The sequence below is a fragment of the Cupriavidus sp. LA-1 genome (assembly GCF_055385985.1).
This window is the reverse complement of the sequence record NZ_AP031390.1, coordinates 122077-135961: the sequence shown is the minus strand read 5'-3', so window position 1 is coordinate 135961 and position 13885 is coordinate 122077. Positions and strand designations below refer to the sequence as shown.

The 13885-nt window shown below is 61.1% G+C and carries 13 protein-coding genes; 3 read left to right on the top strand and 10 right to left on the bottom strand.

Annotated elements, in window-relative coordinates; genetic code table 11:
* Nucleotides 1-118: 118 nt before the first annotated feature.
* From ACZ5MJ_RS34865 to ACZ5MJ_RS34845, 5 genes are all read right to left on the bottom strand, one after another.
* Nucleotides 119-1255 carry an IS110 family RNA-guided transposase gene (locus ACZ5MJ_RS34865; RefSeq protein WP_464227298.1) on the bottom strand — a complete coding sequence of 379 codons (1137 nt, stop codon included), beginning with the start codon at nucleotides 1253-1255 and terminating at the stop codon, nucleotides 119-121.
* Between the two features lie 962 nt (nucleotides 1256-2217).
* Entirely contained in the window at nucleotides 2218-2649 is a 432-nt protein-coding gene (locus ACZ5MJ_RS34860) for an HU family DNA-binding protein (RefSeq protein WP_115213685.1), read from the bottom strand.
* A 128-nt stretch (nucleotides 2650-2777) separates the two neighbouring features.
* Nucleotides 2778-3029, bottom strand: coding sequence for a hypothetical protein (locus ACZ5MJ_RS34855; protein ID WP_464227378.1), 252 nt, complete (start codon nucleotides 3027-3029; stop codon nucleotides 2778-2780).
* Nucleotides 3030-3037: 8 nt separating this feature from the next.
* Nucleotides 3038-3994, bottom strand: coding sequence for a tyrosine-type recombinase/integrase (locus tag ACZ5MJ_RS34850; RefSeq protein WP_464227523.1), 957 nt, complete (start codon nucleotides 3992-3994; stop codon nucleotides 3038-3040).
* 90 nt (nucleotides 3995-4084) lie between these two features.
* On the bottom strand, nucleotides 4085-4246 hold the full coding sequence (locus tag ACZ5MJ_RS34845; RefSeq protein ID WP_464227377.1) for a hypothetical protein: 162 nt from the start codon (nucleotides 4244-4246) through the stop codon (nucleotides 4085-4087).
* Between the two features lie 333 nt (nucleotides 4247-4579).
* Here ACZ5MJ_RS34845 and ACZ5MJ_RS34840 point away from each other — a divergent pair, with 333 nt between their 5' ends.
* Nucleotides 4580-4813, top strand: coding sequence for a helix-turn-helix domain-containing protein (locus ACZ5MJ_RS34840; protein ID WP_464227376.1), 234 nt, complete (start codon nucleotides 4580-4582; stop codon nucleotides 4811-4813).
* Between the two features lie 222 nt (nucleotides 4814-5035).
* On the opposite strand, the gene ACZ5MJ_RS34835 is transcribed toward ACZ5MJ_RS34840, so the two are convergent.
* The 3 genes from ACZ5MJ_RS34835 to ACZ5MJ_RS34825 form a co-directional block, all read right to left on the bottom strand.
* Nucleotides 5036-7399 (bottom strand): TOTE conflict system archaeo-eukaryotic primase domain-containing protein, encoded by a 2364-nt coding sequence (locus ACZ5MJ_RS34835; RefSeq protein WP_464227522.1) that lies wholly within the window; start codon nucleotides 7397-7399, stop codon nucleotides 5036-5038.
* Nucleotides 7392-7955, bottom strand: coding sequence for a hypothetical protein (locus ACZ5MJ_RS34830; RefSeq protein WP_464227375.1), 564 nt, complete (start codon nucleotides 7953-7955; stop codon nucleotides 7392-7394). Before ACZ5MJ_RS34830 ends, ACZ5MJ_RS34835 begins: the two co-directional genes overlap by 8 nt.
* Before the next feature lie 271 nt (nucleotides 7956-8226).
* Entirely contained in the window at nucleotides 8227-9597 is a 1371-nt protein-coding gene (locus ACZ5MJ_RS34825; RefSeq protein ID WP_464227521.1) for a Fic family protein, read from the bottom strand.
* Nucleotides 9598-9832: 235 nt separating this feature from the next.
* Here ACZ5MJ_RS34825 and ACZ5MJ_RS34820 point away from each other — a divergent pair, with 235 nt between their 5' ends.
* Entirely contained in the window at nucleotides 9833-10096 is a 264-nt protein-coding gene (locus ACZ5MJ_RS34820) for a type II toxin-antitoxin system Phd/YefM family antitoxin (protein ID WP_464227374.1), read from the top strand.
* Entirely contained in the window at nucleotides 10093-10362 is a 270-nt protein-coding gene (locus ACZ5MJ_RS34815; protein ID WP_464227373.1) for a Txe/YoeB family addiction module toxin, read from the top strand. The genes ACZ5MJ_RS34820 and ACZ5MJ_RS34815 overlap by 4 nt, the downstream gene beginning before the upstream one ends.
* Nucleotides 10363-10698: 336 nt before the next feature.
* On the opposite strand, the gene ACZ5MJ_RS34810 is transcribed toward ACZ5MJ_RS34815, so the two are convergent.
* Nucleotides 10699-12099 (bottom strand): ISNCY family transposase, encoded by a 1401-nt coding sequence (locus tag ACZ5MJ_RS34810; protein WP_464223391.1) that lies wholly within the window; start codon nucleotides 12097-12099, stop codon nucleotides 10699-10701.
* Nucleotides 12100-12558: 459 nt separating this feature from the next.
* Nucleotides 12559-13233 (bottom strand): hypothetical protein, encoded by a 675-nt coding sequence (locus ACZ5MJ_RS34805; RefSeq protein ID WP_464227371.1) that lies wholly within the window; start codon nucleotides 13231-13233, stop codon nucleotides 12559-12561.
* Nucleotides 13234-13885 lie beyond the last annotated feature (652 nt).

The window sequence follows — 13885 nt, the reverse complement described above, 5'->3', positions numbered from 1 at the left end:
CCCTGTTACCTGCGCGCCCCATCTATATGGACGGCTACCCGCGGGGGGCAGCCCGGCTCACTTACGGGCGCGCTGACCTACTTTCGTTACCGCTTCGCTGTTCGCGCTAAGATCGGCATCACGTCACCACTAGTTTGAGACTTGCCCCGGCAGGAATCTCGCCATACTCGAGATAGCGCCACAGGGCAATCGCCAATCGGCGGGCAAGTGCGACAATACCGACGCGCCGCATGCGCTTGCTGCCTGGCGCGAAGCGCGCATTGAACCATTGCGTGAGCTGACTCGTTGGCTGGTAGCGTAACCAGCTCCACGCCAGTTCGATCATTAGCCAACGGGATCGTTTGTTGCCTGCCTTGCTGATGCCTTGCTCGACCTGACTTTCGCCACTGCTGTAGGGCGTCGGTGCCAGTCCCAGGCAACTTGCGACTTCGCGCCGGTTATGAAATCGACGCCAGCCAAACAGTTCCTTGATCAGGAGCCAGGCACTGCCCGCGCCGATCCCGCGGAGGTGCGCGAGCAGCGCGATGGCTGGCTGCGTACCGGCCTTCACCGCCTGGTGCTGCTGGGTTTCGATGGTCTTAATCTGCGTTACCACCAGCGCCAATCGCGTGACTTCACGCTCGATCTCGGCACGCAAGCCGGGAGGCAGTTGTGAGCCATAATCGCTCCACCAGCGCTTCCAGGATCGGTCCCCGATGTGGGCGATCCGCAGGTTGTGCAGTACCAGCAGCGAACGAATCCGGTTGCTGTGGGCCGTGCGTTCCTGCCTGAGTCGCCCGAGCTCGCGGTGCAAACGCCGCTCATCTTCCTGCTCTGGTGTTGGCACCCGCGCGACTGTCCACAGGCGCCGCTCGCCGGCGTGGTAACGCATCAACATCGAGAGCAGCTTGTCGCCGTCGAGCCGATCGGTCTTGGCGCGTCGGGCGCGGCGGTTGACTTCAATACTGGACGAGTCAACTACCAGGTTTTGGATACCTTGCTCCGTGAGCCATCGGTGCAGCCAGAAGCCATCGCGGCCGGCTTCGTAGCAACTGCGCACTGGGGCTTGCGGCGCTAGGCCGCAGCGTGCTTTGGCCTTGGCGATCACTTGCAGGACTGCATTCAGGTCGCCAGCCACCAGCGTATGCCGGCTCGGTCCGCGCATGCCGTCGCCCAGCGACAGCTTCCAGCTCTTCTCGCCCAGTTCGAAAGCCATGTACAGCCAGCCAGTGATCGTCGTATTCTGCCCCTGAAGGGCTGTGTCAGGCATGTTCATTTGCGTGCTCCTTTCGAGAAACGAGACTGCGAATCTTCGTTTTACTCCAGGGGCTTGCCTTCGCGGCCCTTCATAGTATCTATTGGTCGGCGGAACGCGGACAGGGCGCTGAAATTTCTGTATCGTTTGAGTTGATTGACAATGGTGTCGCCAGGGTCGTCGCCCCGCAAATCGCTCCATCTTCCGCACTAGCAAATGCTTTACACGGTTGACGGTAAAAGCGACGATAAGGCCCCAGGTCGATCGCAGCCAATCCCTTTAACCACGCGGGTTTGGACGGCCTGTTGATGATGGAGTGGGGATCCGATCGCTGCACTGGGCCAGCTGGTCAGGCTGGTGAAGCGTGCCGGTGGTGAGCTGGAGTCTTTCCCGGTCTTCTGGAACACTTCCGCTGGCGGCATGCATGTCGGCGAGGAGTGGGACGACACGGTCGCCCCTTCAGACTGACAGGTCTGCGAGACCCCCACCTCGGAAGCTTCACGACAGATTCCGCCCGTGGGCCGACTCTGCAGGTGATGGCAGGCGGCCGCGAACTCTGGGCATTAGCCACTGCCCAGCAGTTTTCGGTGGACCCGGAGGCGGCTTTGCTCATCTCGGAGTTCGAGGTGGATCGGTTGCTTGAGACCCATGACGCTGGCATTGCGCCGGGCCAGGTGACAGCGGGATATTGCTGTTACGCGCTAGTGTGGGTTCTTGACGCTTTCCCATGCGCAGCCGGCAGAGCACGACGATATCGCGCGCCGCACCGCCGACAAGGATTGCCTCGGCTTGAATCTTCAAAACGACATCGACGCGTTGCGCGTGCGGGCATTGCCGTTTGAAGGCCTGCCCGGCGGACGGAGTCGGCATGGCGGCAGGTCGCTAGGCTGCAGCCTTTCCTGTTCTAGTGGAAATCAATGCAAAAAGTCCCGGAATCGCGAGATTTCGGGACTTTTTCTTTTTGCTCGCCGCAGGGGATGCGATTACAGCGCGGCGTCCTTCAGCTTCTTCAGTGGGCGCACCTTCACCTTCACGCTGGCCGGCTTGGCCGCGAACCATTGGTCTTGGCCCGTAAACGGATTCTTGCCGAAGCGCTTCTTGGTGGCCGGCACCTGAATGGCGGCTACCTTGAACAAGCCAGGCAGCGTGAATTCGCCGGCGCCCTTCTTGTGGATCGCGCTCACAATAGTGTTCTCAAGGTGGGCGAGCACCGTCTGCACGGTCTTCTTGTCCAGTTCGGTTTGGGCGATCAGGTGTGCCAGCAGACTGGACTTGTTGAACGTGTCCTTCAGCGGCTTGGCGACCGGTGCAGCTGCGGCAGCCTTTTTGGCCGGGGCGGCCTTCTTTGCCGGTGCAGCCTTCTTTGCAGCGGTCTTCGTGGCAGTCTTTGCTACGGGTTTTGCTTTCGTGGCCATAGTCGTGTCTGGTTAGAAAATGCGCGCCTGTCAGCGATTTGGGGCGGCGCACCGGCGAAGAATAGCAAAAGCAGGCGCGTATGCAAGAGGGAAGGCCCGAAATCGTGTGCGCGCCAAAGGTTGCTCGATCAGCTGATCCTGAGCGCGCGCGAGGCGCGCCGGATGCGTGCAGCTGCCGCTTTCGCGGAGTCGCCCACTTCATGCCAGTCGTGGTGCCACCATGCGATAACGCTGGCGGCAGCCGCGGTGTCCTCGGCACGGACGACAGCAATGACTTCCTCCGCGACGGCGGCCCACCAGGCCGCACCCTCACCGTCGCTCGCCCTTGGGTCGATCGCACCGCGGTAAATGACCTTCACAGTGTCCAGTGGAATATCCATGATCTTCCTTATTCCTCGGCCTTTGCTGGCGCGTCAGGCGAGCTGTTTTGGTGCATTGGTTCGTCCGCTGCCGGCAGTGTCGCAGCAATTCGGTCACAAGTGCGATGGCTGGCCAGCCCCAACATGCGGCTGACCTCATCACGTGAGCTGCCTGCCAGGAGATGGCGCCGGCAGAACGTATTGCGCAACGTACGGGGGCTTGGCTCTGCACCAGAGCATCCCATCGCGGCAAGTGCGGTCGCCACGATCCGACCGAAGCTCATGTCGGTAATCGGTCGGCCATCGGGGGTGAGCGTGAAAAGTAGGTCGCCCTCGACGGGGAGGATCGAGCGGCGGGCGCACCAAGTCCGTAGTACAGGTATCGCGAAGTCGGCGAGGTGCACCGTGCGCGCGTCCCGTGCGCCGTGCGCCGACACAAAAAGGTAGGGCGGGCTCGCATCCGGGATCAGATCCCTCAAACGCGCTGCTCGCGCTTCCCCCGCTGTAATACCCGTTGCGAGGAATGTTGCGACAATCGCGCGACTACGCAAGCCGGCCAGATCCTCGGCAGGCGATAGAAGATAAGCCTGTAGCCGCGCATCCTCAGCCGCGTCAAGGAACAGGGGTGTGGGTTCTTGGTCTGGCCATCGCTCAGCAAAGAGGAGTGCGGCCGCTGGGTTGTCCTGCCGCACGCCGGCGAAGACCAGATGCCGACACAGGCGATCCAGCAGCTTCACATACCGCATGCGGGTAGCCTGGGAGTACGACCGGCCGTCGGTCGTCTGCCAGAACGCGTCGACATCGGCGGTGCCAAATGAGGCGATGGTCGCGCCCCTGGTCATCAGGTGTCGACGGAAGTGCTCGAACATTGCCTGATGCTGGACGATCGAGCGTGCCGAGAAGGGGCGGCGATCTGCGCCGGCCGCCTCATGTGCCTGCCAGTCGCGGTAAGCCTGGGTCGGGTTGCTGAGCCAGAGGGAGTCCATTTGTGCCATACCCGCTGTTATATACTGAAATTACCTCAGCTCGCACACGTGCCGCCGCGTCGCGGCGTGTATCGCTTCCAAGAGAGGGGTTCAGAACCGCGGCCTGCCATAGCGGTTGCGGCGCGCGGCAAGTTTTGCGCGGGTGCAGGCATAGCGTGGATAGGTGGCATCCAGCATGTCCGCGATCCGCTCCAAGCGGTGCTCCTGTGTGAAGCAGCACGCGAGCAGGTATTCCCAGGCGCAGTAGCGCAAGATTTCCTGTAGCAGCGCATATCGCTATTCGGGCGGGAACTGGAGATTGCCGACCTTCGCCCCGCCTTCAGACGTGCATGGACCAACGCCACGAGTTGGTCGGGCGTGCCTGGCGCGTTTCCTTCTTGGCTTTGAGGGCAGCCATCAGCGTTGGAGTATAATTTCACTATCATGAAACAATCGGGCGAGCAGCCTCCAAGCTGATTTCCCTTCTTCACGGGACGGGCCTCCATGCCGCGACCACTACCTGATCCGACGCCGCCTTCGCGCGCGACAATTCGCACCATTCACCAACTGGGCGAGCGCATACGAGCCAAGCGGGCAGGGGAGGGGATGCCGATTGACCAGGCGGCGAGGCATTGCGCTGTCTCGATCGGCATGCTGTCCAAGCTGGAGAACGGCAAGGGCGTCAATCTCGAGCACGCCCTGCGTGTGCTGGACGGCCTGGGTTTGACGATGCTGGTCGTTCCCAAGGCGCATGCGCCTTGGCTCGAACAGGCAGCGGCCCATGCGGCCAAGATAGGCGAGGATGCGGCCAGGGATGAGCCTGACTGGCTGGAGGGGTAGAGACACCGATCAGGACGGGCGTCATGCCCGGGTGCGTTCTTCGACTGGTACGGAAATGACGTTCGCTTGGCGTGCTGACGCGCCTTATGCCTTGCTGGGCTATCCGATTCAGTGCTGATCCTTGCGGGCGGCTTTTCCCCGGCTGCGGCGTGGGCGGCGGCCCATGCGTGCGGGGCAAATCGGCGAAGAAGCGCTCGTAGGAACCCGGCTGCAGGGAAACAATCACTCTGTCCCGGCCCCTTCTACCATCCGATACCCCATTGCCCGGTACCCTCGTTGGCGCTTCTCCCACATCCGCAGCAATGCCGCGTGGCCGGTGTCGACAAAATCGATGATCCGTACGTTGGTCTTTTCGGCATGTTCCCGGTGCAGCCGACCCGCGTACTGTTGCAGGGTGCCTCTCCACGACACGGGCATCGCCAGCACCAGGGTGTCGAGTGGCGGGTGGTCGAAACCTTCACCAACCAGCTTGCCGATCGCCAGCAAGACGCGAGGCGCGTCGGGTGGCAGGGCATCGAGCGCCGCGATCAATGCGGCGTGTTGCGGCTTCGACATCCGTCCGTGCAGCACGAATAGCGGGGAAACTTGCCCGTCCAACGCAGCCTGGATGGCGTTGAGATGTTCGGTGCGTTCTGTCAGCAGCAAAATCTTGCGGCCTTGCTTGAAGGCCTCGAGCACTTTTGCAGCGATGGCGTCAGTGCGGGCCTGATCGTGGACCAGGTGCCGGAATACCTCCTGAATGCCAGACTCGGGCGGCAACTCGATGCGCGAAAGGCAGGTGTGCGGTACGACCTCCAGGGCGTGTGGTGAGCTGGCCGGCTTCGCCGCCGTGTACCGGATTGGCCCGCACTGCATGAAGATGATGCGCTGCTGGCCATCCCGGCGAATCGGGGTGGCGGTCAGGCCGAGCACGTACTTGGCCTTGGTCCGTTTCAGGATCGCATCGAACGACACTGCGCCGATGTGGTGGCATTCATCGACGATGACATTACCGTAGTGCTCGACCAGCGGGTTGACTTCGCCCTGCCGCGACAGAGATTGCATCACTGCGATGTCGATCTTGCCGGAAGGCTTGACCTTGCCGCCGCCGATGGTGCCAACCACGCCTTTGCCGACGCCCAGAAAGGCTTGCAGGCGCTCCTGCCATTGCTTGAGCAGTTCCGTGCGATGTACCAGCACCAAGGTGTTCACACCGCGACGGGCGATCATGGCGGCCGCCGTCACCGTCTTGCCGAAAGCGGTTGGTGCGCATAGCACGCCAGCCTCGTGCGGCAACATCCCGGCAATGGCGGCCTCTTGGTCGAGGCGCAGCGTGCCGACGAAGGCAACATCGATGGGCTCACCGGAGTAGCGCTCGTCGCGTAGATCACAGCGGATGCCGTTGTCGCGCAGCAGTTCCAGCGCGGCATTGAGACAGCCCCGCGGCAGGGCGATGTGCTGCGGATAGTTTTCTGCATTGCCGATCACGCGTGGCTTGTCCCACACCGACATCCGCATCGCTTGCGCCTTATAGAACTCGGGGTTCTGGAATGCCGCCAGACGAATCAGGCGGTTGGCCAGCGGCTGCGGCAGTTGCGCCTTCTCAAAATAGATCAGGTTGGCCAGCGTCACGGTCAGTGACTCCGGCATCTTGCCTCCGAGCTTCTTTGCCGTCGAGGCTTCATGCCTCCATGGTGTGGCCAAATCCTCATCGCCGATGAAGGTGACATCCAGCGGGTGGACGCTACCGGTGGCACGAAAGATGGTTGGCTCGATGTCGTGCGGCGCCATCGGCTGGATTGATGCCAGGAACGCCCACTGGTCGGGATAGAGATGAAAATCGGCATCGACGAACACGCTACAGCCCTGCTCACGCGATCGCTTCTGCAGTGGCAGGGCAATCAGATTGCCGAAGCCGCCTTTGGGCATCGTGTCCTGGTTGGGAAATAGACGGTCATAGGACGCCAGCTTGAGCTGCCGGGTGCGCGAGCAGGTGTGGCTGATGATGGCTGTGCCCAGCCGACGCGCATCGCGCGCCGACACCTTGCCCGCGAAGAAGACCCAGGCATGCGCGCCCTGGCCGGAACGGGAAATCTCCAGTGCGACCGGCACCCCCAGTTCCCCGCAGGACTGCACGAAGGCACGGGCATCGTCGCGCCACTCGGCCTCATCGAAATCGACAGCAAGGAAATAGCAAGTGTCGTCTTCCAGCAGCGGATAGATGCCCACCGTGTGTTCACCGGCCAAATGGTCATAGATGACCTGATCAGAGAGCGGGATCAGCAATCGGTTGCCGCAGTCGCCGCACTTGATGCGCGGCTTCTCGCAAACGCCGGCGCGCCATTCGTTGGCGCAAGCCGGCGCGTAGCCAGACTTGCCTGTGGACTTGCTCTCCCAGCGGATCGGGTAGGCATCAGTGCGACCGCGGAACAACCGGCGGAACAGTGCCACTTTATCGACCGTGGAAAAGTGCGACCGGTCCGCTTCCTGAACGCCAGGCGCGGCGGCCTTCGGCGGCAAGCGCCAGTCGATGCCATGCGATTCCAGTAACACGATCAGGCGGGCGTTCTCGGCTTGCAGCGCAGCGAACGCATCACGATCAGCCATCGATGCCATGCTCGGCCAGCAATTCATCCATGTCATCGCTCACTCCGTAGCCAAAATTGTCACTGGTGCGGCGTACTTGGGCAAGGCGTGCCCAGAGTGCCGGCCGCTGGGCATCGGGTAAGGTAGCGATCATGTGCAGCGACCGCTCGAACATCCGCACCAAGGCGTCGAAATAGCCATCGTCCTGGTAGCCAATGTCAGCGCCGAAGCCGGACGCCCGTTCGCAATAGAACACCATCAGTTCGGCCATCCCTTCCGGCTGGCCATTGGCCTTCTTGTACTCCGAGATCGCCTTCTTCGCCTTGGCTTCCGAGGTGTCCTGATTCTTGAACAGATCCGGCCACAGCCAGCGGTCGATGGTCACTTTGTATGGCTTGAGCACATCCTGGCCCAGCGTAAACCGGGCGTGCAAGAAGGCCTGGTTGTCCTTACTCGCCACGTACAAGGCCTGTACCAGTCCAATCAGGCCGGCACGGTCGAAGTCGGCCAGCTTGGTTTTGACATCGCTCCAGGAGGGCGAGGAATTGCGCGCGGCCTTAGACTTCACGTCCGGCATTGACAGGCTCCTATTGTGGAAGATCCGCGCCGGCGTCGCGGGTAGCAGCGGGGACGGACACCGGTTCGCTTCGGCGCGGCACGTCCGACCATGCAGCTCCAGGCCGCGCCTTCACTCGCCACTCCCTGCGACGTTTAGCTACCGACCCGCCGCAGCGCAGGGCTGCGGTCTCGTAGAAACCGCGCGGGCTTCCCTCGGGACAGCCTTCCATGCCGCGACCCCTACCGGGAGCGTGCAGAGTGTAGAGCTTGTTCACGTGGCGGCAATGTCATCAGTTGGGAGATCCCGCCACCTGGGATGCCTTCCAAGCTGCGAGTTCCGAGGGGCGCAAGCCGTAGCGGGCCAGTACGCCCTCGTGCAGCCGTCGGAGTTCTTCTACGATCAGCGCTTGCACGTTGTCACGATCAACCTCCGGCACTGTTGCCATGACGACCTGCCGAATCACGGATAGCGCATCCTGATCGGGTTGCAGCACGACGTCCCGGATCGTTTGTTTGATCACATCACGCCACGCAAGGCGTAGTGGATCGGGTTCCGCCAGATCCTGCCTGATGGCCAGGTACTCTTGCGTTGAGCGCTCGTAGGCCCAAACGTAGAGATCGCGCAGCAATTCGACGCGGGTCATCTCATACATACCAAGGATGGCGCGGCTATAAGCTTGCTCCGGCACATCCAGGAACGTCAGCGGACAAAGGTTTGCACGGAACAGCGGCAGATTGGCCACTAGGCGCGAGGTGCGTTTGTTGACGTCCGCGAATGGCTGCAGGTATGGCAGGTGCACCAACACGAAGAATGATTGTTCAAAGGGATCGGCAATTTGATTCACTTTCTCGAGCAGGACATCTAGTGCGTCCTCAATCTGCTGTGGTGCTGAGAGGGGACGGTAAACACATTGGCCAATGTCCACAGCGTGCTGGCGAATCCGACCTTCATCGGCAGGGTTGGGCAACAGGTTCTCCGACAAGGCGCTATGCAGGTTCATCAAGGTATAGCGGTCGAAACCGACCGTACCGATGTTCTCCACCAGCAGTTCGATGGCAGTCTTGTGGTTAAGGATCATCTGGGTTTCGATGGCCGCCTTGCCTTGCGCCGCCTTCCCGTGCTCAATCAGCTCACGGGTGTCCAGGCGGGAATAGGTGTTGCCCTCCAAATGACTCGATGCCCATGACAGGTCAATCAGCAGCCGGTCCAGAATCGCCCGGCTATAGGTTCCAGCGGGGGCATCAGCCTGTGCGGTCTTGCCCATTTTGTGTAACTGACGCCGAAGCGATTCCGACAGATACCGTGTCACATTGGGTTGATAGGCGTCAAGGAAGTCGCGTTGGTAGCCCACGGGCTTGCGCGCTGCCGGGGGCTGATCGATATACGCCACGATGTCGCGGCTGTCTGCGGAAAGCGGGATGTAACCCGGGAAGCGGTCCCGCTCCGTGGCAGTCGTGGCAACCTCTGTCGTTTTCGCCATGAAGTAACGACGGGCGCGCCCTGCGCCGATCGCCGTGATCTGTCCGCCATCGATCCATTGGCTGATCCAACGTTGTGCTGTCCGCCGCGCAATGTCGGGATGCTGTGCCAGCAACTCGGCGAGCATCAATCCCGCGGGGGCTTTCCGAATGCTTTCTAGCAGGGCGTGAGCAGTTGACATGTGGGCCGTGGCGCAGTTCGCGTGAGGGATGGCGTCATTGTGGCGCAGTTCTTCAAACTGCGCCACAATTGGCGCGGATGTGGCGCGGTATGATGAGCCATTTAAATGATGTACGAGATACCTGACGCGGCCCCGGGCATAGCTTATTCGGGTCTCCTGGGTGACGTGTCGCACGCCGAACTTCCCGGTGCTATACTTGTCCCAGTAGTTGAACAAGTTTACTGGGAGAAGCGCCATGCGCACCGTTCATTTCTCCGATGCCCGCAACAACCTGAAGGCGGTCATCGACCAAGCCATCGACGATCACGACGCTGTGCTGATCACTCGCCGCGACGCGCCCAACGCCGTCATCATGTCGCAGGCGCAGTACGACAGCTGGATGGAAACGATGTACCTGATGTCCAACCCGGCCAACGCCAAGCGACTCATGGAATCGCTGGCGCAGCTGCGTGCAGGCAAAGGGGTGGAGCGTGAGCTGATCGACCCCGACGCTAAATGACGCGCAAGGTCATCTTCGCCCCGCACGCCTGGGAGGAATACGTCTGGTGGCAGACCCAGGACAAGAAGATCCTCAAGCGCATCAACCAGCTGATCGTCGAGTGCCAGCGCGATCCTTTTGAGGGCATCGGCAAGCCTGAGCCCTTGAAGGGCATCCTGGCGGGCGCCTGGTCACGCCGCATCGACGACGCCAACCGCTTCGTGTACACGTCTGACGACGACGCGGTGTACATCGCCGCCTGCCGCTACCACTACGGCGACAAGTAGGTTAGACCGGCTCCTGGCACGCCTGCCCGACAAGGCTCGGTCGGCGCCAGGGGTCACCACGAACACGCGGCGCTCGCCCTTGTTCGTCCACACGACGCGCGTGAAATTCGATCGGGTTCGTCATAATGTGACTAAAACAGACATTGTCTAGGCAAAGTTGAAATGTCCGGGCGCCAGCAAAGTTGAAATGTCCGGTTGTCCGGTGACTTTTCGTCTTGTTTGTTCAGTTTTTTGGGGTTCCCGTAGGGCGGTGGTGCTGGCCTGACACGACTGAGTCCAGCTCAGAGTGAAGCCGTCCTGCCAGGGCCGCGTTGAACTGCCAGTCGCAAGCTGAGGTTAGCTCTCCGTTCCGTTAAGTGGCCACGGCTGCTCTTGCAACCGTTTCAGAGCTTCCAACATATCGTTCTGGCCCAGCGATCGCTGCGACTTCTTGCCGGGCGGTCGTCCTCGCTTGCGGGGAGCCCCCTCCGTGCCAGGCACAGATAGTGACCGTGTGTTGTCGCGCTTCTCCTGAACGTATTGGGCCATCTGCAGCACATGTCCCAGGCGCTTGTTGTCCACGATCGCTCCCTGGTCCACTTCCGACAGCCGGTCATAGGTGGTATAGGGCAGGGCGGCGCCATTCGCCCGCGGCTCGATCCTGCCATCCGGGTAGTGATAGACATCAATGTAGCGGCCGGCCAGCTTGCGGTGCTCCGGGGTGTCCGCCAGCAGGTAGAGCATCTTGTCGTACTGGATCGTCAGGCTCTTGGACACGCAGCGTGGCTCGCGCCAAGCGAAGATCAGATCCAGATTCTCATCCGGTCGCAGTGGCCGATGGGCGTTGTGGTTATTGCGCGGCACCTTGGCAAAGCGCGCGTTGTAGTCGGCGATGAACTCCGCCATGAAGGCATTGGCGGCCTCCATGGTGCTGATGCCACGCAGGCGTAGCTCCTTGACCAACCGGTCCTGCAGGGTCAGGTGAGTCCGCTCGACGCGGCCCTTGGCCTGGCTGCTGTTGGCGCAGATGCCTTCGATGTTCAGCTCAAACAACGCCCGGGCAAACTGGGTGTGGCCGTCGCCGCTGGTCGCCCCTTGTTTGTTGACCCGGAAAACGCTGGCCTTGTCACTGTAAAACGCCACCGGCTTGCCGTGGCGCTCCAGATAGGCGCGGGTCGCGGCGAAGTACGTGAACGTGGCCTCCGAATGGGTAAAGCGCAGCTCCATGATCCGGCTGGTGGCGTCGTCGACATAAACCAGCAGCGTGCAGGCTGGCCCACGCTCCTCAAACCAGCGGTGATCGCAGCCATCAATCTGAATCAGTTCGCCATAGCAGGCGCGCCGGTTACGAGGCTGGTAGACCTTCGGCGGCCGCTGTTTGCGCGGCACCCACAGGCCGGCTGCCGTCATCAGTCGGCGGATTGTTTCCTTGGACAACGTCAGTCCATGGCGCTCGCGCAGCTTCTCGGCCGCCAGCGTTGGACCGAAGTCGGCGTAGTGTTCCCGAATCAGGCTGAGGGCTACGGATTCGCGGTCCGCTGGCATGCGATTGTTGCTGGGTCGACCGCGCCGGCGAGAAGCCAGCCCGGTTGCGCCTTCCAGCCGGTAACGCTCCAGCAGCCGCCGGAATTGCCGGTCCGTGATCTCCAATCGTTCGGCAGCCACCCCGGGCCGCAATTGACCATCCACGACCGCCTGGACGGTCTTGAGCCTGTCTAACTCACGCATGCTTACTGTAATGACCTCGGTTCCAGCCATCGCCGGGCGTCCTTTTATGCATTCAACCGGGCAGGCTGAATACCACGAACAGGCGCCTCAGGCGGACATTTCAACTTTGCTAAAACCGGACATTACAACTTTGCCGCTACAGACATTTTTCGCATAATACTTTTTATGTTAAATTAGTTAAGCAACATAACAAATTTAGCTCTCGCGTCGCGTTGGTTTGCATAATTTTGTTCCCGACCCAAATGGGCAAGCCTGCCTGGCACGCTGGAGAGTGCACGTCGGTGGCAAGCGAGTTTTGCTGATCAGTACTGATAGTGATTCAAAAGGATTGTCTACGCAGTGCGTAGACAATTGAGCGAACCCACCGCGCGCCTTCATGTTGTAGGAGCTGTGCTGGCCATTTGCGTTACGGTAGCCGAGCCATTTGCCTTTCAGAGGAGTTTTTTTCCATCCTCGTTAATGTTGCGGCAATCAGATCTTTCCCATCACTCACTCTGGCTCCCCGGCCTGCAAGGCAGTCAGGCGCTGTCGCATCGCGTCGGCTCGATCTTTGAGCTCCTTCAGTTCAAGTTGGAGCAGCTTCTCCAGTGGCGTCGCCCCGTCATGCCCGCGGCTACCCAGATGGCGCGCGACGAAATTAATCGCCAACTCGGTCTGCACCAGCCGGCGGCCATAGACCGGTTCATGGTGGGCGATGCGGTTGCGAGTCTGGTAGATTGCCTCCAACTGGGTCGCCACCATTGCGCGGGTCAACGACTTGTCCGGAAACACGCGCTTTAGGGCCGGCTTCCACAATGCGTGTTCATAGTCCGGAGAGAACAGTCGCTTCCAGAAGTACATGGTCAGCTGAGCAACCACTTGCCCCATTGGCACGACGATGGCGGCTTGCCGGGCTTTCGAGACACGCTCGTGCGACAGCCCATCGGGCGACGCCCCAGTCCGGAATGCACGCGCGTCCAACTGCCGCTTATGTTCCTGGCTCATCTTCGCGTAAGCAGCCTTTTGGGCGCTGCCCTCGGCCTGCGCAATTTTCCCGCGAAGTTCATCGTCCCAACGGAAGGGCTGGGGTGGGCTACGCAGCCAGTCGGCTGTACCAAAATGTCCAGTGAGCTGATCGCACACTGCATTACGGAGTGCGATCTCAGTTACTGCCGTGACCGTCATCAGAGAAGTCCCCAAGCGCAGCATTTCCTAGTGCAGGGCAATGGCGCCTCGATTTGAGCCGGCGAGCCGCTCGAAAGTGCTGAGGCGCTCACTTGATAGAAGTGCTGCGACAGCGGCCAGCTCTTCCTCGGACAGGTGGTCCATTGACTTGACGTCCATAGATCCTTATAGTTGGCAGTGAAAAGTCGGGATCAGTGTTGGCAGCTGCCCGTAAGGGTGGGCGGACCCCCGACTTCCTGCTTTGAGGGCGCTCTGCGGAGCGCCCTTTCTCATTTTGAGGCTGGCCACGACCGATCCAGAAGGGCAAACATAGCAAAAAGTTATACCCGTCGACATAGACGCGCGCCCTGAGCGTCCGGCCACCCTGCCCCGGCCATTCCAGACTTCCGAAACGAAAAAACCGGCTTTCGCCGGCTTTTCCCCCCGCACACCAGGTGGTCAAGCCACACCGACATCGCGGGTTAGTTGTTAAGTAAATCCTAACCTGCTGCTGCGTTGTTGGCAATAGCGAAGTGCGCCATGCTAGCGTCGCCCTAAAAACCATTCATTCGGCGATGGCTCGCCCCGCACCTTGCCAACTGGCGCATCAGTTTCGGCCCCATAGGCGACCAGCTTGCGCCGGGCCTGCACGCGGAAGACGATCGCCGGGCCT